Here is a 22,289-nt window from a genome sequence, read left to right as displayed (position 1 = left end):
CTCTTTACAAATTGGAGAAAAGCATTAGTCTCATCCAAAGTTATGTATTACCGAATCTATCGTTCGTTTCTAACCTTGTCCATCATTTCCTGTGCGCTCTCTGTTTCCCTTAGCCAACTTTTCTTACTGCTATCTTTTGTTTTTTTCCTCTTCCTTCCCGAAAAACCAAAACTTTCCAGCAATCTGGTCAAAATTCTATTTTTATTTTACATTTGGCAAATTGTAACCGTTTTGTATCATTTCTCCGCTTCCGGTTTTGAATTCGAATCCATCAAACATGCGTTTCATGATGAAATGAAAGACATTTTTCTTGTCACTGCATTTGTTTCTGTGCAAGGGATTAAACCAGAGGATAGAAAGTATTTATACAAAACATTCTTCGTTTTTGCTTTAGTCATCGTGATTACGGGATTTATCTCTATATTTTCTATGACAAGGCTCTCACGATTAATTTCTGATCTGTACAAAACTTCTGCATCTTGGCCCTACCAACACCATTATGGCAAAATCAGCAATATCAATATCTACCTCCCCATCGGCCTAATGAATACCCACCTTACCTTTGGTGGACTACTTGCTTTCATTTTCCCAGGATTTGTATTTCGGTTGTATGATTCTTGGTATAAAAAAGAATCATTGTCTAAAATCTCGATCAATGCCATATTACTTTTGTTAGTATCCATTGTTTTTTTATTCAACAATGCAAGATCCTCCCTTCTCGGAGCATTGGTAAGCACACTGTTTGGGATCTATATTCTTGTTTTTATCGATAAGGATATTTCCAAAAAAATGTTAAAACGAATTGGGATATTTATCCTTCTGATTTTAGTTTTAGTTTTCGTAGGATATAAAACTACGAGTGCTGTCAAACGAGTTGTAGATCCACTCTTCGGTGGAGAAAAACATACGGACTCGGGAAGAACTTTTATCTGGGATTCGACCTTTCCTTTGATTGAAAAAAATCCAATCTTTGGAATTGGTTCTGGAAATTATCAAAAAGAAATCGAAATCTCAAGGAAACAAAGAGAACAGGAAAACAAAGAACTTAGTTTCTTTTATGAAGTCACACAAAGAGGACATGCTCATAACGATTATTTTCATTTAACCGCGGTCTTTGGTGGTCCTCAAGGGATCCTTTATCTTATGTTATTTGGAATCATTCTGTATACTTTACTGAATGGAAAGATACCTAAAAATATCCGATTTATGACTTATGGACTCGTTGGATTTTTCTTTTCTGGACTTTTGCAATGTTATTTTCAAGATGATGAAGTTTTGATTGTATTTTACTTTTTACTCGGGTATCTCAATCTTTATGCTGAGTTAGAAAAAAATACAAATGAGTTAGTTTAAAAGGATTAGTTAATGGCACAAAAAAAACTCACACCCCAAGGCGAATGGTTTGTAGACGTTAGCGGAAGAAAAGTAATTTTACGTGGAATTAATTTAGGTGGAGATACCAAGGTTCCTTTTCCCAATGGCGGAACGCAGTTTCCTAGTGATTTTTCTGACCACAGAGAAGTAAGTTTTATCGGAAGACCCTTCCCACTTGCCGAAGCAGATGACCATTTAACAAGACTCAAACGATGGGGCTTTAACGTTCTTCGTTTATTAACCACTTGGGAAGCTGTCGAACACAAAGGTCCAAATGAATACGATGAGGCTTATTTGGATTATTTTACAGAGATTGTTCGTCTGGCTGGTGAATATGGTTTTTATGTATTTATTGATTTTCACCAAGACGTTTGGTCGAGGATGACGGGTGGAGATGGTGCCCCAGGTTGGATTTTTGAAAAACTAGGAATTGATTATCGCAAACTTTCCGAAGCAGATGCGGCAATTGTCATGCAAAGAGCTTATGACTATTCAAAACCTGGTCTCCGTCAGGAAGATAATTACCCGACCATGTGCTGGTCACAAAACTATCGTTATGCCGGGAATGGCATCCTTTGGACTTTGTTCTTTGGAGGAAAAGATTTTGCACCAAACTTCCTCATCGACGGAAAAAATGTTCAGGACTATTTACAAGATCACTACTTGGGTTGTATGAAGGAAATTGCAAAACGAGTCAAAGACTTTGACTTTGTTTTGGGTTTTGATTCGTTGAATGAACCAGGAAAGGGATTTATTGGTAGGGCAATGAATGATCGTTGTTTAAACAATGGCGATGCAGACCCCGCCAAACCTGGCCTTGCTTGGTCACCGATTGACGCACTATTCTCTTCTCATGGACATTCGATTGATTTGCCTTACCTCACCCTTAAAGTTTGGAAGGGAGGATTTGTTCCCACAAAAACAGTCACTGTCAATCAGAACCAAGTATCTATCTGGTTACCCGAATCTCCGGGAGATCCATTCCAATTAGAAGGTGCATACACCATCACAAAAGACGGAACGCCATTTATCGAAAAAAACGATTTTTTCCAAAAGGTAAATGGACGTACCATCGATTTTGACGCTGATTATCTAATTCCATTTATGCGTACTGTTGGTAAAACGATTCAAGAAATCCGAAAGGATTGGATGGTTTTTATTGAAAGAGAGGCATCGGATGCATTCACCCATCCTCATCTCAATGGGGAAGCGCCAAAACTTGCGGTGAATGCGGCACATTGGTACGATATACTTACACTTCTATTCAAAAAATTCCTTTATCCAATTGCTATTGATACTCTCACCAAACGACCCGTATTCGGTAAATCAGGTATCGAAGCTATGTATGTGCGCCAACTCACTCGAATCAAAAATACAGCAGATTCAGTTCCTGGAAAAATCCCAAGTCTTATCGGTGAATTTGGAATCCCTTTTGACTTACAAGGGGGGAAAGCATATAAAGAATGGAAAAAAGGAAATCATTCTCCAAAAATTTGGAAACGTCATGTAATGGCTCTTGATGCCATGTATAATGCGATGGATCATCTTCTTTTATCCAATACAATCTGGAACTACACTGCCTCAAATCAAAACGATTTGATGGTGGGAGATGGTTGGAACCAAGAAGACCTTAGCATTTTTTCAAAAGACCAAATCATTCCTGGTTCTGATCCCGATGTCTATGGTGGTGGTGGTCGTGCCATTGAAGGTTTTTGTCGGCCTTACGCTGCCTTTACCCAAGGGACTCCAACCAAAATGCAATACAACTTAGAAACCAGAGAATTTCATTTCGAATGGGATTCTGATTCCAAAATCTTGGAACCTTGTATCATCAAAGTTCCAAGGTTCGTTTACCCCAATGGTGTACAAATTGTACTCTCCAATGCAGAAAAAATTTCAGAGACAGACGGTGAATTGACAGTCAAAGGAAATGGGGGGAAGGCAACCCTCATCCTAAAACCACTATGATTGATTTAAATTCCTTACTTCAAAAATATCCTTGGGAAGATCGTTGGAAAAATCTCGCAACCCCACTTGATTCTCTTTGGGAATTTGACCTTCCTGTGACTCGGGAAGAAATGTGGCCACATTTAATCGATACTTCTTCCCTCAACAAAAGGGTCGGTATGCCCAGATATGATTACCAGGAACGAAACGGGAAACTAATGGGGAAAACTAAACAAGTTGGTTTCCGATTAGAATGGGAAGAAGTCCCTTGGGAATGGGAGTATCTCAAAGAAATAGGTAACGCAAGAATTTACAGTAAAGGATTTGGATATTATGTCCGAAGTCGAATCATTTTAGAAACGTTAGGTGAATCCAGGTGTAAAGTTTATTTGTACTTTGGTTGGATTCCTCGAAATTTCTTTATGAGAAAACTTTTGCAATATGCAATGCCAAAATTGGAAATTTCTTTTCGCAAAGCTTTGAATGATATTGCAGAAGAGATTAAACATAAAAAACCAAAAGCAACTCCCATCGCAGGAAAAGAATTTTCCTTTGTCCCCGAAGCCCAGTGGATTCATCCAGAAAAACTAGACAAAGAAACCCAAAACCTCATTAACAAAGGTGTTTCCAAGGAAGCCGTTACCGCCGTTTTTCAATGGATCAAAACCGCAAGTGATAACGAACTCGATCGCATTCGAATCAAAGAGGTGAGTCGAAGGTTAAACCTAGATCCCGATGAAACTCTTTTTCTTTTTCTACATGGCTGTCGGTTAGGAATATTCACACTCAGTTGGGATATTGTCTGCCCCCATTGCCGTGGGGTGAGGACAAGCCTCACCAAACTCAGCGACATTCCCGAAAAAGACGAATGTGAAGTATGTGAAATTGACTTTGATACTACAGGTGTTAACTCCATCGAAGTCACCTTTCACCTGCACCAAAGCATTCGTATCATTGAAAAACAATTCTATTGTGCAGCAGAACCCGCCACAAAAAACCATATCCTCCTAACAAAAACGATCCCTGCTAAAAAATCCTACTCGGCAAGTTTGCTTGTTGGATCAGGAGTGTTTCGTCTGCGTAAAAAAGGTGAAAAAAAATATCGGCTTGTAGATATCAAACCATCCTACAACCAAACAGATATTTTGTGGTTACCCGAAACCAGAGAAGAAGAAATCAAAGTTTCTCCAAAACCTAACTTAGTTTTCGAAAACGAATCTGATGATGATGTCACCATCATTTTAGAAGAACGAAACGAAGACCAAACGAGCCTCAGACCATCCGAAATTTTTGATTACCAAGAATTTAGGGATTTATTTTCCGAAGAAGCCATTGCGACGAATTTACAGTTAGACATTGGTCTCAAAACCATTTTATTCACTGACATTGTTGGCTCGACCAAGTTCTATGAATCCGAAGGTGACCACGGTGCTTTTTTGCAAGTGCGCGAACACTTTATCAAAACCAACCAAATCATTCAAAACTTTCGCGGTGTGGTTGTGAAAACCATCGGCGACGCTGTGATGGCTAGTTTTTCAACCCCCTTACACGCATTAAAAGCTGCAAAGGAAATGCAAGAATGGTTCCATCCCGAAAACAAACATACGCCTGTTAGGATACGGATCTCAATCCATACAGGAAACTGCCTCGCAGTAAACCTAAACAGCAATATTGATTATTTTGGAAACACAGTCAACTACACAGCCAAACTCCAATCTGTAACCAATTCCGGCGAAATTTCCTTTAGCGAAACCATCTTCCGCGACCGTGACATCCGCGAATACCTACGAGCCGGATCCATCAAACTCCACAAAGTTGCGTTCCCTCTCCCCTGGGCTGACCGCACTGATTTTGTTTATGTTTGGAAGGTATAAGTTTCCCATTCCCCACTCCTGCCGGCGGAACATCGTGTTCCGACCGGCGAGCTTCGGCCATCGCTGCCGAGGGGAAAGGAATCACTTACTAGTTATTTGTTGGTTCCTTATCAGAAGGACTTTCGTTTATTTCAGGAGCCGGTTCGCCACAGCTAACTCCTTTATCACCGATTGTATCAACTATGATTCTTGACATTGGGCAGTTCCTTAACTCTGACGGCCTCTTAAAGATATAAATATTTCTTTTTAAATCGAAAAAGTCTTCTGCCTTTTTATAAGGAATTCCTACATCACTGTCTTGGTAGCCTAACTGTCTTACATTGGAACTTATTAATTTAACCACATCCTTGTTAATGACTTGAAATTTCAACTCACCATCAGGCTCCCCCATCAGACGTTCGCCCGGTTTTTCTTTTATGATACAAAGATCATTGATACAGGAAAGTTCTGCTAGTGTCAGCCATACGCTATTATCTAATGTAACATTTTGAACAAGGATTCTAAAATTACCATACTTATCATCGCACTTCAATACAGGAAGATATTCGCCTGTTTTCATAGTAATTTCATAATACATTAGATCTGTGCTTTCCGAAGACTTACAAAAGAAATCAAAATCAATTTTGCTATTCTTAAATTCTGATTTAATAATGAATTCCTTTGCCTTTTCTTTACAGTTTATAAAGAGAAACAAGATACATGAAACAAAAATCCATTTATTCATTAAGGTACTCCCGACCAATCAAACTCTTCATTTTTCTGTAGAATCCAATCCTCTCCAACTTTCACCTCAACAATAAAATGGAGGTGTGGCCCACCGGAATTTCCCGAATTCCCTGACCTGCCAATAAGGTCTCCCATCTTAACCTTATCACCTGGTTCCACATTGATTTGGCTTAGGTGGTAATAGGTCGTTCTGATTTTAGGATTATCGTTGGAAGATTCAATTCGAACGGAACCGCCATTATGTGTCCCTCCGTCACCAATATTTAAAAAAGAATTATGGCTATTTTCTACTTTTTCCACTGTTCCCTCCATCACAGAAGAGTTACCAGTTCCTATAGGCAAACTATAGTCTGTGCCAGTATGAGCACCTATTCTACCATTGACTGGATTCACTCTGTCCGTGTCCGGTCGAGAAGTTACAACATCGGTTTCAGACATTGGAATCGGTCTTCGAATTTCCTTTCCATCTACAGTTTGATAGATAGATAAATTCCCCTGCCCTGGAGCCGGTTTTAAGGCAACACCTTCAGTAGGAGTTACAATCGTATCAAATAATGGTTTAGAAAATGATACGTTTTTTCCTTTCAAGTTATCCAAGGCGGCAATTTGGTCTTGCCTCGAATTTTCCACTCCAAAAGCTCGATTCAGTTGCTCCAATTTATAATTTAGATCTGAATCATTCTTTCTGAATTCTATACCAATTCCCATTTCTTTATATTTTTCGACTTTAGCCCTTACTTCAAACTCAGCGTCTATTTTTTTAATTGGAAGTGTTAATTGATCAATCTGTTTTTGTATTTCACTCACAGATTTTACGTATTCATTGTATTTTTGCGGATTGGTAATCAGCAAGTTTTGCAGATCAATTGGCTGGTTGATTCCCCCAAACTGAATTTCGTTTACACGATCTAAGTTATTCAATCGAAAATCAGTTTCTAACCTGTCTTTTTGTCCCTGAAGTTCTTTCAATTTTTTGTATTCAGGCAAAGACTGTTTTTCTTGATCTAATCGTGCTTTTGTGTCTTCCGATAATTGACCACCTTTAACAAACTCTCTGATTTGATCATGGGTTTCCTTTTGGTTTTTGTTTTGTTCAAATGTGATGATGTTCGTTATACCGGATTCCAAATTCATTGGGCGAGTTCCTGAAATCAGAGGTGTTTTACTCTCTAAACTTCTTATTTGCGCTTCTTGAACTCTTGCTATTTTTTCTGCATTTTTCTTTTCCGATTGAAGTTTCTTCACCAATTCTTTGTTTTGTGGATCCTTTAAATTTGGATCTGATTCTTTGATCGCTTTGATTTGTGTATCGATTTCCCTGTTATAATTCGCAACGGATACTTTTACATCATCAATACGAGAGGAAACATCATTTATATTTATTGGTTTATTATCGATTGGTGGGAAATGATCTACTGCCCGAAGAATTACCGGTAAAGGCGATTTAGGCCCATCTTCTTTGTTAATCCCAGGAGCTGGAATCACTTGTGCAACATTAGGTGCCGATGGCTGATCTGATTGTTTCGGCAAATTTTGATTGTCTCTCGTTTCCCCTGCCTCTTCCTCTCTCCTACGATTTCTCTCGAGGATCGCTGTCTCGCCCGGATTTGCTGTTGGCGTCGTCGATCCATCCGCTGCCCTTGCCTGCCCCCCGCCATACAATCCGCGTACAATCGCAACCCCTCCGAAAAATAAACTAGAAAGTGCCTTTCCCGCATCCGCTAAATCACGATTCAAATCACCATCGTCCTCTGGACCGCCATTCTCGGATGATTGATTTGGATTTTGATCATTGCTAGTTTTATCCTGGGCTGCATTGATGTTAAGCTCGGCGAAATTTATTTCATCCATTTGGAATCCGTTGGGCCCGTTCGTTGCAAGGCTAACGCCAGTAAATTCGGCGGAAGTAGACATCCCATCTCTATTGAAAGTTGATTTAACACCTAACGTCGAACGTGGATCGGTGTAACCGACACTTCCAGACAGGCCCGTTCCAGCTAGATCATACATCAGAGAGAAATTCCAATCCTTTCTTGGCCCGTTCCCGGTAGGATTGTAATTGAATCCGAGATTGGCTGCACCATTTGTTGTGGCATCACCAGCAAGTTGGATACCACCTTTTCCGAGAGAATAAGATCCTTGGATGGTTGTATCTCCTCTTTGGGAGAAAGAGATACTAGCATTAGAAGTTGTATTACCAATACCAATGGACCCGCCCCATCCATTTTTCGGGTGATACGTTACACCAAGCCCCGGGGTGATTCCTTTGAGTATTCCAGATTGTATAGAACCCATTGCTTGGGTGACGCCACCCAAGAGTCCGTTGGCGATTCCAGCAAGAGCTCCTTCGATACCGTTCTTTGAACCAACAACTCCCTGGACAGTAGCATTCGCCATAGCTGAGATCGCATTAATTGCAGTTTTACTAACCTCCAAAGCACCTGTAGTTACATTTGTTACCATTGTCGTGGTAGCCTGCGCTGTAGATCCTAACAAGGAACCCACTGCATTCCCAACTGTGTTTCCAAAATTAGCAATTGCTGATCCTATGGCAGAAATTGTCGAATTCGCAGATGCAACCATTGCGTTTAAAGCGACCCCGGTACCCATCGTGATGGCAGTGGTCGCAACCATCACAGCTACTTGTTCAATCGCGTTTGCTTGTGCTTTTTTGTCGCTCTCTCTTGTTTTGTAATCACCATAACCTTTGTTGATAAAACCTAAGGCAATCTTTGGATCGATTCCAAAATTCGCAGCCATCTGATTGGCAAGAGCCCTTTTTCCAAGTTCTTCAATGACTCTATCTTTATCTTTGATATTCAGGAGTTCGCTAGTAAAGCTGGTTCCAGTAGCCTTCATCCCATACATTTGCTCTGATAAACCCAAACTAGCGAGTGCAGCACTTGATTGTCTAAGGGAACCACCACTCGCTAATTGATTGGCTTGGGAAATAGACTTTTGGAATTCTCCTTGGGTAACTCCAGTAGCAATCACTGCCGTTTTAACAATCCCCCCAACCACTCCGAAAACTTGACTCGTTCCATCAATGATTGGATTTTTAGTCATAGCTCTTCTTGCATTTTTAGCATCACGGGCACTTGCAAAATCACTGACCCCTGCACTCACAATTTCAATTGGTAATCCCGTAGCACCCGCAATCGCTAGGGAAGCAGCAGACTTAGCTAAAGAGACTTCGTTGGCTTTGATTTCCTTGATACGATTTGTTTGGGCATTTTTGCGCTCCAATAAAACATCCATTTGATCAGAACCGATAACTGCGTTACCAAGTGCAACAACTGGTAACATTGCATTTGTTAGCAATGCACCGGAAAGGCCTCCGGTTGCGTTATTAAAGAAATCCGCATATCCTCCGACCGAGTTTCTAAAAATGTTTTCGATGCCTTGAAAGGGATTACTAGCAGAAACAAAGTTACTACGAGACTCAATTTTTTTTGTCTCAACTTTACCTCTCATAAAGTCCATGATCATACTGACCATTTGTAAGTCTTCTTCACTTCCTCCGGTGGCAGTGATCCAAGCCTTAGCAAGTTCGGTGTTGATGTGATCTTCCACTTTTCCTTTTAAAGAAGCTCTTACACCTGCGGCTCCACCAGTGAAATAAGCTAAAGCCAATTCTTGAATGAGGGAATCTGTTTTCTCTTTTTCAACCTTCCTAGTTACGAACAATTCCTGATTCCGATTGTCCGTTTCAATGATTGAGTTAATATTGGAACCAATTGACTTTTTATCTTTTTGTAAGGAGTTTGTTAGAAAATTTTCTGTGATTTTTGTTTTTGATTGGTAAAGCGAATCCCAATCTTCTTCAGACCAAACTGTAAAAAATCCTTTTTGATCTGGGCTATGAACCTTCTCTAGAGAACTAAGTTTGATATGTCTAACTTCTTCAGTTTTCGCAGCAGTATATTTGCCTTTCTCATTTTTATCTCCAAGTAAACCGTTATGGATTTCTCTTTTTAATGTTAGGATACCCGTATCAGAATTAAAACTTGCTTCAAATTCTTTTTTTAACAATGACTTACAATTTACAGCATTGGGATTTTCATAACAAGACCCAAATTGGCTTAATTCTTCTTTGGAAAGCAGAGACACATCATAATTTCCAATTAAAATGTTTTCTTCTCTAGTTAATTTTCTTTCTCTGATCGATTCCGTATTGATCCCATAAATCAATTGATTGATTAGTTTTTGTTGTTCCGAACGTTGGAATGCCTCTAATTCAGAATTCATCTGAATCACGGAAGCGTATTGGTCCACACCGACAATGGTTCTTTGAAGTTCTTCCAATAGACCAACTCCACCCACCTGAACCCCGGATATAACTTCGTTTGATGAAGCCAAGGTTTGGTATTCAACAAGTTTGGTACGGTCAACCGCTTCCATCTCTTTGTTAGGTGTCCATGAAGTAATGGTTGGAGATGTTATGTCTTTTTTTTCTCCAGTTTCATATAAATTGACCCAAGATTTGATCCCTTCCCTTTTTTCTTCCTCTAAACGATGTAACCATTCTTCCTTTGAACGTTCCAATTCCTGACGATTGGATTCCAATTTAGCAGTGGCTTCTAAAATCAGATTTTCTCGATTTCCTTTCCATTCCTCGTAGGTATCGGCATATTCTTTTACCTTCGATTCCCAATGAGATACAGCAGGAAGTAAGGTATCCTGGAAATATTGATACTGGCCACCTAACTGGGATGAATTTTCTTTCCAATAGAGAGATGTTTTTAAGGAGGTTTCGTCAAACATTTCGTACAGAACGGAATAACCGATTGCCCCCATCTGGAAAGAGTGACGGCCGGGAGTGAGTATAGTAATGAAACGATCCGCGATCCAATAACCGTATTTATCATGCCCATCCAACATAAGATTCCCTTGGGTATGATGGGCTTCTTCAAAAGGAACATAAAACCCAGCTATTTTTTCATTATTAACAAAGTGATAGGCATCAGTATATAAATTAGCAGTGATTAATGACTGAACCCTTCTCCCTTCACCTAACTTACTATTAATGATTGACGTTAATCTAGCATAATCACCATGATGGATTGACTGAAATATCCCCCGCATTTCCTCATCTTGAATTTTTGAAAAATTTCCAACTTCCCCCAGTCCTCCGCTCAGCCAATTTTCATACTTCATATCGCTTGTGATGTCGTAATATGATTGGTTTCGAATCCTCCACTCCGCAGCACCCAAATCAAAGCTGGAAGTGGATTGGTTTAAATTGATTTGGAATCCTGTTTGGTAGGTATAAACGCGACCCTGATACATCGTATGTTCCGAATAAGCTTTGTTTGATTCCTCGGACAAAAAATTCTTAATTTTTGTAGAAATAGATGTAAACATCGAATCTGGGTCAATGGATGATTCACTTAGTTCATCGGAAAGATCGTTAATGAATTTTGAAAATATTTTCCCTGCTTCATTATAACTCCCATCAAAGTTTTTGTACTGACAACCTGATTGAACAGAACAAGAAGAATCCAATCCCATTTTTAATTGCGATACCATACCACTTAATGCTGATTTTATGGTTTCCTTATATGAATTGATCGCATTCAAATTTTCTGAAAATCGAATCTCCGTTTCTTGTAATGAAAGAATATATGCATCGTAGTCAGTTTCTAAATCGGAGAAGGCTGTCGCAAACGAATCCAATCCCTCTTGTTTTGTTCTATTCCATTCGAACTCCCATTCTTTTGCCGATTCCAAAATACGATTTTGATTTTCGATGAGAGCTCGTTCCTCTTCTGTATACTCTTCATACAAGGATTCCTGACCGATCCTTTCAAAATAAATCGAATCGACTTTACCAGTTTCTAATTTATATAAAAAAGCATTTCTGTTATCAAAATAATCGGCGAGAAGTTCTCTCTCCCATTCTGAATACAATACAGATACCTCTGAATATAAAGACCTCATCCTTTCATCCAAATAACCAACATTAGAAACAAAGGTATCTTCCCCAGATTCTTCAGATAGAAGTAACCCTACCATTCGGTCTGCGTTTTCCAGCCATTGGTTGATAGAAAAAGTCAAAACTTGTTCGACACGGGCATCCCATTCTTCCATCGAATTAGAAAAATACATCTGTCCATAAAATTCTGAATAATCGGAAGACTGATAACCTGGAACATTCCAAGTTTCAGAAAGGGATTGGCCAAAAGTACGACTGGCAAAAAACAAAAACAAAGAACCAATCAAAACGATAAAAAGACGATAGGAAGAGGGTTTGGAAAACATAGAGAACCTCAGTTCTCTTAGGTATTAAAAAGAAAGTTTGGTTTTAAAAAATTTCCATTGTTCGTGTAATTTTGAATTAAAGAGAAAAAAACTAAAAACCAAAACCATCCCTTCTAAAAAAAATTTACCTCCGTCACCGGGCAAAAAATAAAATAAGAACAATAAAAGAACCAAAGGAATTTGTTTATCGACTCGGAGTGATTTAGAGGGAGAACATAGAATCAAAAAAAGTAATAATGTGGCGATACAGCCAAATAACAAATAATCATCGCTCAAAGCAGAAAGATTGATCCGCCAGAGTAACAAAAAACACAAAAGAGAAATCAAACTTCGAAACTTTTCTTTTTTTCTATACAGGCAAATGGCGACGATCACAAACAAAAAAAATGGTTGGTATTCCTTTTCCGATCCTTTCTCTTCCGTCATTTCTGAAAGACGAACCGGATCTTTTTCTAAAACTTTATGTATCTTTGATTCTAAATCCTTCCATTGGATTTCTTTTCCTTTCACCAAAATTTCTAAACTTGTTTCACCATTTTTGCGATAGATCCTTCCAGGGATTTTGATTTTTTCCGATTTTGTAAAAGATTGATTATGAACGGAACTCCCAGAATTCATTTGAATTGGTTTTTCCAAATATCTTTCCCCTTCTTTATCTTGTTTTACTGAAAATCGAACATCGGTTAACCTGTTCTTCCAAACCATCTTTCCGACTATTGCCGACTGCAAAGAGAGAGACCTTTCTCGAAACAAGTCAACTCTTTCCAAATCTAGTAAATTTCCATACCAATTCGGCGAATGTAACTCCATTCCCTCAGCTTGCGGCTGGAAACAAAGTACAACCTCTTCCACCCGGGCCTTGTGTTGTAACCAAGGAATTAAGCCAAGAATTGTTTTTTCCAAAGATTCGGTGTTAGCGTTCGCAAAACGAAGCCTTCGAGCTACATTTGAATTTCCACCACCTAATACATGAAAGTATCCCGATTCTGTTGGTAAATTCTGAAACCCATTTCTTTTATCTAAATCATTCAACCGAAAATAGAAATCCGAACTTGATCGATTTTGTTTTACCACAAGTAAGTCTGTTAAATTTTGTTTCAAAATAGAATCTTCAACTTGTTTGGTGATTCGAATCGATTCTTGTTCAGGAATCGAAGTCGGGAATTCCAACTTCGCAATTTGAATTTTTCCAAGAGATGGATTCAGTGAATAAAAAGAAAAACTTGAAACCAAAGAAGAAAAAACGCCAACCCAAAATAAACCCAAAAAGAAAAGTTTGTTAGTTTTTCCGATAGTTTTTGATCCTTCTGATTCTTTTCTCTTTAAAAAAGAAATCCATTTAGGAAAGTCATATTCAATTTTAAAATCCGAATCTTTTTTTATAGGTTTAAAAAGAATCACAAGAAACGAATAAAAAAATATAAAGTATATATGACAAAGTGAAAATATATAAAATGATTTTGGAAGCCAATCCAAAATGACAAATAAAGAAAAAATCAAAAAAGAATATAAAACTTGGCGCGCCCAAATTCCGAACTTTCGTATCGGATATACGAATAACAAATACTTCCAAAAAATAAAACTAAAAAGGAAGGCCCGACCTACAGGATAAGCCATGAAATTACAAATTCCCAAAAACAAAATGAAGGAAATATAATAAACGAAAAGATGGATCAGTAATTCAATTTTTGATTTTCCAAAAAAACGACAAAACACAACCAAAACAAAATCCACAGAGAAAAACAAAAAAAAAGAACGAATCAAGTCATTGATAAAATCTTCATGACTACTATACAACAGAACCCAGTCATTATGTTCGTTTAAGATAGATTTAAGTTCAGTGATAATATGATATAAAGCTGTGTTACTTTCTGCTTTGATGATGATTGTTTCCGAACTTTGCCCATTAATTCTTGTTCCATGCCGAAGTTCTTTTTCTCCAAAAGAAACCGATGATATGGCCGAAACTCTTAAACTCTCTCCTAAACGGGAAGGGATGGGAACCTCCGACCAATCCTTTGGTTCCAGTGGGTGGTCTTTTTGAAACCAAAGACCGTTCCTTAAATCTGAACTAAACCCAAAACTATGATTCCTTAATGCAGAAAAAATGATCGATAACGAAGGAAGTCCCGATCTCTGGATTCTTTCCGGTTTAATTTCTAAAACGATTTCCTGTTCTTTATCAGAATGATGTACAAAGGACAAAACGCCCGTTATGTTTCTAATTTTTTGTTCTAATTCCTTTCTTGTGGAATTTGGTTTTTCTTTGATTCTTTGCAAAATTACTATGTATTCGTCTTCCAATTTACCGGATTGGATTCTTGGAAAAAGTGAATCTTTTGGGAATCTTTGTCTTTGGAGTAGATATTCGTTGCGAATGGTTTGGATCGTTTCGGCATTACCGACACCAGGTTCAAACTTGAGATGAATGAATGAAGTTCCTTCCTCCGAGATAGATTCGATTTGTCTATAACCTGAAATGGATTTTAGAATTTGTTCCCAAGGTTTTGTAATCGATTCTTCTATTTGTAGAGCTGTTTTACCAGGGAATCGTGTTGTGATCTGAATCGATTCCCTATTTTCAGGGATCACTACTTCCGCAAATGAGATACCCTTCCAAGAAAGGATTGATAGAAAAACAAAAAAGAATACCAAAGCACAAATTCTATGACGAAACTTCCTAATCCAAGTTTGATTCATCTCACCCTACTCAAAAATTTTGGAAACAGAACGGGATAAAGGTAAAATACAAAAAAAATAGAAATCGGAATTCCAACAAACATAGTCAAGGCGATTGACCTAGAGAATTCTGATCCCGAAAATCCCAAAAACAAAACAGGTAAAAATCCCATCATTGTAGTTCCTGAATTTAGAGACACCGGACGAACCAACCATCGAAACACAGTTTCTCGACTTTCTTTGGTCGAAGTTCCTTTGGTGAGTTCCATCCATCTTTCCCCAAACAGAGAAATATTATCGATAGAAAGTCCAAGTAAAACCACAAGCCCGATATAGTGACCTAAATGAAAAGAATCGAACAAAATAAAAACAATAGAAGAAGTAACCAAAAGATAAAAAATCGAAATCCCCAAATAAAATATAGGGACAAAAAATGATTCATAAATCCCAACTAAAACCAAATAAATAAAAGCAAATGAAATGATAAATAATAGCAGTAGTTTATAAAAAAAATGGTAGGTTTCATTTTTGGCAGAAAATTCAAGAAAAGAAATTCCACTCTTTTTGATTTCGTTTCTATCCAATTGTGGCAACTCCCCTTTCCATTCCATATAAAACAAACCGGACTCCCTACGAAACTGATCATAACTAGTTTTTTTCTCCGATGAAAAAAGAGAACCAACAGAGATGAGATCATTTAACTTGGTCTTAAACCCAGTACGCCCCAGATCAATTTCATCAATAGGCCGAAAGTCACTCATTCCAATACCTAAATAAAGATCCCGTTTGGTTCCTTCTCCAATTTCTCCTAAATATTTGGGATTGTATTCATATAGAATCCGATCTTTTAAATCACCTTCCAGAGGTAGAAGTTCGGGAATCGGGATGGCTTGACGAGTCCATTCTTCTAAAAGAATCTGTTTCGGTAAAAAAGAGAATTCTCCCGTTAACCCCAGTTTAGTGGCCCTATTTTTCCATTCATATGAAAAACTCTGCAATAAATCCCAACTTTTGTTTAAAAATACAATCTTATCATCCGGAAGAAAAGGTAAAACTTTGGTTACCTCTGATCCTATTGGATCCCATTTCCAATCCCAATGCGAAGAATAATAAGAGGAAAGATGATTGGATAAAAAAATTTGGAGTTCTTTTGAGTGTTCCACTCCATTTAACTCCCATTGAATGGGAATTGCTTTTTTTGGGTGTGTCTGGGTGTAATCTGCTCTTTGGATCGGGAAAACAAGGACAGAAATTTTAGAATCAAAGGATTTGATTTTGACTTCCAAATCATTTACAAACGTTAACTCTTCAACGAAAGAAAGTCCATTTTTCGGTAAAGTTTGTAAACGGATTCCAATAGACTCTTGTTTTGGAAAAATTTCGAGTTTAGAACCAAGAGTTATGAGACCGAAAACGAAAAAAAACATAAACCCAATGGCAAACCATCTTAAGTTAAAATGTTTCCCAAACTGATAAGTCTTTTCATACCACCCCAAAACAAAAGTTTCTTGTTTTAAAATGTTCTGGTTGTCTTTCGGGAAATTTCGTAAAGAAACGGCAAGTAGTGGCACCATCCAAAGAGAAGAAATAAAAGAACAAAACACTAATAAGGCGATATTGATTCCAGAATCAAAAAGAAAATCTTTCCATTCCATTGGAAATACCAATAGAGGAATAAATACAACGATCGTAGTCAAAGAAGATGAAAAAAGAGAAACTAAAACTGACTTTATCCCTTTATTGATCGCATTTGAGGTCGTGTCCCCCATTAAAATTTGCCTCCGAATAGAAAATACGGTTAAATTACTTGCATCAAACAACATTCCAGCTCCGACTGAAATTCCACCTAAACTTAATAAGTTGATTGATATTGAAAAAAATAAAATTAGATGAAAAAATAAAACAAAGGAAAAAGAAACTGCCACCAAAAGAAGGAGCGCCGGGATCCAACTTTTGTATAGAAGATAAGAAAACAAAAAAGCAAATAATAATCCCCAAAGGAGGCTCATCACAAATTGCCTAAGAGCCGTGCGTAACTCTACCGAAACATCGGAATAAATATTAGCGGCGAACATGTTAAAATGATTTAGTTTCTTTTGCACTTCCGAAGATAAACGGAGGGGATTTGTTTTTGAGTCAGAAAAAATTGAAAGATAGATGGTGTCTTTTCCATTGATCCTTGTTATCTTTTCTTCGGGTAATTCAGATTTAAAAATCTTTGTTAGTTGTCCTAAAGGGACAGACTTACCACCTTCCAAATGAATAGGAAATTTATTTAAATCATCGTGAGATGTAATTTCAGAAGAAAATTTTAATTCTGAATCTTTCGTATATCCATCTATTTTTCCAAGAGATCCTCCTTCTTTCCCAGATTGGATTTGAGATTCTAATTCTCTGATCGTCAAAGGAAATAAATCCAGAATCTTGGGATCAATGGAAATGAAAGAAGATTCTTTTGCTTTTCCCACCATTCTCACTTCGGTGATTCCAGGAATCCTTTCCAACTGAAACTGCAGTTGTTTTAGATGAAAATCATAATCGTCTAATTTTTTTTTCAAAGGTTTAGGAATCAAAATTTCCATAAAAGGTCTTTCTTCCCTTTCTCCTTCGAACAAACGCGAAACACCAACTCCAGGGGGTAGTTTATCCTTAATTTCAAAAATGGTTTGGTATAATTGTTCTTTAAATTCGGAAAGAGAAGCCCCATACAACAAATCAAGTTCTACTACAGACTTCCCATGTTCAGATAAGGAACGAATTCGTTCCACAGACTTTACAGATGATAAAATTTCCGAAATAGGGAGACTCACCATAAGATCCGTGTCTTCCGCAGAATGATTCGGGAATTCAGTAACGACAAAATATTTAACGGGCATTAGTTTTGGTAATAACCAAATTTCTAATTCAGGAATTCTAAAAAATACCGCGATCAAAAATGAAAGAGAAATTACCCAACACAATCTTTTGTGTTGGATTAAGAAATCGACATATCTTTCAACACTCATAGGGATACGCTGGATTCAACTTGGTCTAAAGAAGACAGTCCCGACAAAACCTCTATCTCATTGAACAAATAAGGTTTGAATTGAATGAATCGTTTCTCTACTCGTTCTCCCTGCTTGACATTGACATAAAAACCGCTAGATTCATCCCCGCGGAGAGATCGTTTGGAAATCAGAATTTTTTCTTTTGTTTCTGGAAGTTTTACCTGGACAAGACCAAACATACCCGGTAGAACTTTGGATTGCTTTGGATCCAACCGAACCTTAATTCCAATACTATGTGACCTTGGATCTAAAAATCCGCCAACACGATCCACCTTCCCATTGATAGGTGGCATACTCTCATCCGAAAATAGGAACAAAACAGATTTGCCTGGTGAAAAATGAATTAGATCCGACTCACCAATTTGAAATCCAACAGAAAGTTCCCCCTTTTCCATAAGAATCATCACTGGAGTTTGGTTTACCAGTTCTCCTTCTTTGATTTGGATTTTTAAAATTTTACCAGATTTCGGTGATCGTAATTTCGTTTCTGCTAATAATTCCCCATTGGCCTTAATTTGATTTTTAATGATTTTCTGTTGGGATAAACTCAATTCATATTCAGATCTTTCTAAAGAGGTATTTTTTTCTCTCCAATTCTTTAGTTTATCCTCAAAACTAAGGCCTTCTTGCCCTAAATCCAAATTCACTCCGCTCAAAAGATTATCACGATCTCGTAATAAATTCTTATACTGAGTTTCTTTGGATTCTTCTTCTTGTTTTAGTTTTTCCAACTCGGAGAGGGAAATAAAACCCTGTTTCCAAAGGATTGTTTTTTTCTCTGTTACATTTCTGGAGAAATTCCATTCTTTCTCGGCTAACCCAATCCATTCTGTTTTTTTATCAATTTCTCGTAATTTAACTTCGATTTGTTTTTCAGCCTGTTTCCATTTTTCCAAAGCAATGGCCACTTGAGATCCCGCAATTTCAAGAGAAAGACGTAACCTCTCTCCTTCCAATCGGAATAATTCATCATCAATTTCTAAAAGAACTTGCCCTTCTCTGACAATACTTCCTTCTTCTACATAGATCTTTCTTACTCTTCCTGTTTGTTTTTGGTGCAACTGGATTTCTTTTGTAGGTTCCACCACCGCCGGAAATTCAATCACCTTATTTTCTTCTATGAAACGAGGACTAGAATACACAAAACCTTGTTTAGGCGCTTCGATAGCATAAATTTCGGTTGTATTTCCCCACTCTTTCTGGTAATAGAACAATTTCACAAACAAAGGGAAACGACCACGGAGTTCTTCCGTTGAAAAAAATGTATAAACAATCGATAAAAGAAAATAAAGAACACTGAAAATAAGAACTTTTTTAACCCAATTTTTTATATTAGATTTAGATAAGTATTGGGATTTCATACGTTTACCAAAACCAATATAAAAAATACAAATAAAATAGGGTTCACATAACCTAAACTATGTGAAACGAATGATACAGAAGAATCTTCTAACACAAATAGCCGTTTGTATAATTTTCCATTTTGGATGATAAAAAGTAAAAAAAGTGTAGTCCAAAACATAACCACGAGTATGGCATAATACCTGGTATGGACTAAATAACCCAAGGTCTGGTTTCCCAAAAACAAAATACAAACAAAAAGAAAAAACTGACGGATTAGATTGCGAAAAAACAGAAGAATATTGGTTCTTAGGCTCTGCCTTGCTTTTCCTCCCAAAGAAAACAAAAAATTAATACTAACACAGAGAAAAAAATACAATCCAGCCGAAAATACCACAGCCATGATTTGGAAAGGATACAAACTCCAAAGGGAAACTTGTTTTCCAGAATTGATGGCATTTAGTTCGATGGAACGATTCAAGCTCATAAACTCATCCCAATTCCAAATACAATGGAATCCATAGAACAAAACATAGAGAAAAAAGAAAAAATAATAAGACTTATGAAAGTTTAAAACCCAATCTATCCCTCTTTTTAATTTAAAATTTATACGATCAAAATCCAAACCTGTCCAGGCTAACCACTTCATTTCATTTCCCCCAATTCAATACCAAGTCTATCAATATGGGTCTGAAAAAGTTTTCCTTGGGCCAAAAAAAGTTTTTTCTGTTTGGATGAAGTTCCTTTCTTTTGGTATTTTAAATACAACAAACAAGCTTCAGGTGATATCGGCAGTAAATCTAAAAGTTTTTTTTCATCTTCTGTGGAAACCAAAACAGGCTGTTTTGAAATTAGAACGGCTTTAAAATACAACAAAACAATTTCGGGAGTTTTGGTATTGATCTGAGTCCAAAGGGAGAAAAATTCTTTCCATTTACCCGAATAAAACAAAGTTTTAAAATAAAAGAGAGACTCTTCCTCCGTTAGTTCCCTTTCTTCTTTGATCTCTTGCAGTATCGTTTGAACAAAACTTAACTGTCCGTTATGAAAAGCATCTCTTAGAATCTTTGAGTTTTTCTTTTCGGATTCACTATTTTTTAAACAATTAAGTATAGAAAAAACCAATACGACATACAACCATTTCCCGTTCATAGTTTTCCTCCCGAAACCTCCAAAAGTTTTTCGCGAAAAGGGAAAGGGTCTTTAAAATCCCAATTCCAATCAAAACGAATCATTTCTTTTTTACTAAGATTGATCCAAAACATACGAATTGATTTTGTTTTTGAGTCTGGATATGGACTATGACGTAATAAAAAAATATCTGATGCACCCATCCTTTCCGCCCGGTCTTTCCAAATTTGAATTCTTGGTGTTTCATTGGTTTTAATATCTTTTAAGCGATTTTGAAAGACTTCTAGTCGGTCAGAAAATCCAAACGTTGTCAGAGGTTCTTCCCAGATAGATTCACCTAACACAACCAAAAATCCGGATTCTTCTAATTCTTCTAAAATTCGCAAACTTAATTCTTTTTCTTCCGAATAGGAATCGGAAAAACAGGAAGGACTCGTATGAATGAATAAAACCTTTCTCCCATTAGGAATGGGGTATGTGACGGTTTTGAGATTCTTTCCATCCTGGAAACAAGAGATAAAAAAGAAAATTATTATCAAATAGGAAAATTTCATTTGGCCTCCACTTGAATGACAAAAACATTTTTCATTCGTTTCCCTAAAATTGATTTAGCTTCTGCTTCCAAACGAAACTCATAATAAGGATAAAAGTTAGGTGCTAAATTAGATGCGGAAAGGTTAAAGTCTCCACCTGTAGAAATGTTTCCAAATAGAGGCCCATTACAACTGGCTTCACTTTCCGCATAAGAATAAGTTAGTTCCCGGCAACCATAGGGAGAAACTGTTTGGCAATGAGACCAAACCCATGTCGATAAACGAATGTTTGATGAAGGTGGAGAAATTTTTGAAAATCTTGTAGCACCAATCACGGAAGTGGTATCCATATATTGATTAAAAAAGATTCGAAAGTTATCGGTGTTTACATCCGCACAAGCCGAATTTGTGCCAGTACCATCATCCCCTCCACGAAATTGGTAAGAATGTGGATCTAAAATTGGCAATCCTAAACTCCAAAAACAAAATCCAGAGTCCCAACGAGCACCCGTTATAGATCCAAATTCCTGAATTCCCAAACCGCAGTTTTGTGATTCCAACCCAAATCCAATTACTTCTGGATCCGATACACTCCCCACAAAAAAATCACGGCGAAACGTTGCGCTTAGTACACTCCCATCAAGAGAGTGAACCCCGGCGGGCAAGAGGATATGATACCTTACATTGGATGAAAAAATAGAATCGGGTAAAATCTTCACCTCTGAAGGATTCATCCATTCCAGCCGAAACGAAACATTCGGTTCCATCCTTAGGCCAAGCCCAACTTCCGTTTGGTTCATCGGTTTGGTAAACCTGATTTGAATGGGAGGAGGACCAGGAACTCCCACACAACCAGAACTTACCTCACCTAACAAAATATCTGAGGGAGAACCCCCGTTGAAACATTCGGCCTCTGTTCCCGTTTGTACGATGATAGAACCAACTGTTGGAGCTTCAGGAACTTCCTTTTCACCCACACGAAAGGAAACCGTATACACACGATCCAAATCCTTCCCATTTTTATCTTCGCATTGTTTGGTAAGCCGGGCAATGTAACCACCCGAAGGAAGTTCTGTTTTCGGAGTGAACTTAAGACTGATTTCCGTGGTTTCAAAACTGCCTCTGACTTGTGGTTCCAGGGAAAATCCAGAAACACAAGATTGGATGGACATAGGATGACTAAAAACAACTGAAATTGTTGTTTGGGGATTCACTTCGGTGGACTCCGAATTAGGAGTAAAAGTTAATACTCTAGGTGTGTCACTGGCACCGAGAACTCCTAACCAATCTTCCAAAGATCCAAATTTGTCAGAACAATTGGCAAATGCACAAACTGCACAAACTAAAGAAAAACATTTCCATCTAACAGGATTCAT

12 protein-coding genes are annotated in these 22,289 nt (G+C 37.6%); 3 read left to right on the top strand and 9 right to left on the bottom strand.

Annotated features, from left to right (window positions below):
• Positions 1-42 precede the first annotated feature (42 nt).
• The 3 genes from EHQ24_RS02710 to EHQ24_RS02700 are packed head-to-tail and all read left to right on the top strand — an operon-like array spanning position 43 to position 5,195.
• Positions 43-1,353: an O-antigen ligase family protein gene (locus EHQ24_RS02710; RefSeq protein WP_135600159.1), complete on the top strand. Its 1,311-nt coding sequence runs from the start codon at positions 43-45 to the stop codon at positions 1,351-1,353.
• A 12-nt stretch (positions 1,354-1,365) separates the two neighbouring features.
• The gene (locus EHQ24_RS02705; protein WP_135600158.1) at positions 1,366-3,342 is read left to right on the top strand and encodes a glycoside hydrolase family 5 protein; all 1,977 of its coding nucleotides are present in this window, start codon (positions 1,366-1,368) and stop codon (positions 3,340-3,342) included.
• Positions 3,339-5,195: an adenylate/guanylate cyclase domain-containing protein gene (locus EHQ24_RS02700; RefSeq protein WP_135600157.1), complete on the top strand. Its 1,857-nt coding sequence runs from the start codon at positions 3,339-3,341 to the stop codon at positions 5,193-5,195. Before EHQ24_RS02705 ends, EHQ24_RS02700 begins: the two co-directional genes overlap by 4 nt.
• Positions 5,196-5,283: 88 nt before the next feature.
• Here EHQ24_RS02700 and EHQ24_RS02695 read toward each other — a convergent pair whose 3' ends face one another.
• The 9 genes from EHQ24_RS02695 to EHQ24_RS02655 are packed head-to-tail and all read right to left on the bottom strand — an operon-like array spanning position 5,284 to position 22,289.
• Entirely contained in the window at positions 5,284-5,919 is a 636-nt protein-coding gene (locus EHQ24_RS02695) for a hypothetical protein (RefSeq protein WP_135600156.1), read from the bottom strand.
• Positions 5,919-12,182: a TIGR04388 family protein gene (locus tag EHQ24_RS02690; RefSeq protein ID WP_135600155.1), complete on the bottom strand. Its 6,264-nt coding sequence runs from the start codon at positions 12,180-12,182 to the stop codon at positions 5,919-5,921. Before EHQ24_RS02690 ends, EHQ24_RS02695 begins: the two co-directional genes overlap by 1 nt.
• Positions 12,183-12,206: 24 nt before the next feature.
• Positions 12,207-14,882 (bottom strand): efflux RND transporter permease subunit, encoded by a 2,676-nt coding sequence (locus EHQ24_RS02685; RefSeq protein ID WP_135600154.1) that lies wholly within the window; start codon positions 14,880-14,882, stop codon positions 12,207-12,209.
• Complete coding sequence (locus tag EHQ24_RS02680) at positions 14,879-17,866, bottom strand: efflux RND transporter permease subunit (RefSeq protein ID WP_135600153.1); 2,988 nt, start codon at positions 17,864-17,866, stop codon at positions 14,879-14,881. The genes EHQ24_RS02685 and EHQ24_RS02680 overlap by 4 nt, the downstream gene beginning before the upstream one ends.
• Positions 17,863-19,269 carry an efflux RND transporter periplasmic adaptor subunit gene (locus EHQ24_RS02675; RefSeq protein WP_135600152.1) on the bottom strand — a complete coding sequence of 469 codons (1,407 nt, stop codon included), beginning with the start codon at positions 19,267-19,269 and terminating at the stop codon, positions 17,863-17,865. The genes EHQ24_RS02680 and EHQ24_RS02675 overlap by 4 nt, the downstream gene beginning before the upstream one ends.
• On the bottom strand, positions 19,266-19,898 hold the full coding sequence (locus tag EHQ24_RS02670) for a hypothetical protein (protein ID WP_135600151.1): 633 nt from the start codon (positions 19,896-19,898) through the stop codon (positions 19,266-19,268). The genes EHQ24_RS02675 and EHQ24_RS02670 overlap by 4 nt, the downstream gene beginning before the upstream one ends.
• Positions 19,895-20,401, bottom strand: coding sequence for a hypothetical protein (locus tag EHQ24_RS02665; protein ID WP_135600150.1), 507 nt, complete (start codon positions 20,399-20,401; stop codon positions 19,895-19,897). The genes EHQ24_RS02670 and EHQ24_RS02665 overlap by 4 nt, the downstream gene beginning before the upstream one ends.
• Positions 20,398-20,934 (bottom strand): hypothetical protein, encoded by a 537-nt coding sequence (locus tag EHQ24_RS02660; protein ID WP_135600149.1) that lies wholly within the window; start codon positions 20,932-20,934, stop codon positions 20,398-20,400. The genes EHQ24_RS02665 and EHQ24_RS02660 overlap by 4 nt, the downstream gene beginning before the upstream one ends.
• Positions 20,931-22,289, bottom strand: coding sequence for an Ig-like domain-containing domain (locus tag EHQ24_RS02655; protein WP_135600148.1), 1,359 nt, complete (start codon positions 22,287-22,289; stop codon positions 20,931-20,933). Before EHQ24_RS02655 ends, EHQ24_RS02660 begins: the two co-directional genes overlap by 4 nt.

Source organism: Leptospira noumeaensis (genome assembly GCF_004770765.1).
GTDB classification, from domain to species: Bacteria; Spirochaetota; Leptospiria; order Leptospirales; family Leptospiraceae; genus Leptospira_A; species Leptospira_A noumeaensis.
The sequence above is the reverse complement of the archived record's forward strand: the minus strand, read 5'-3'. Positions and strand labels throughout refer to the sequence as shown.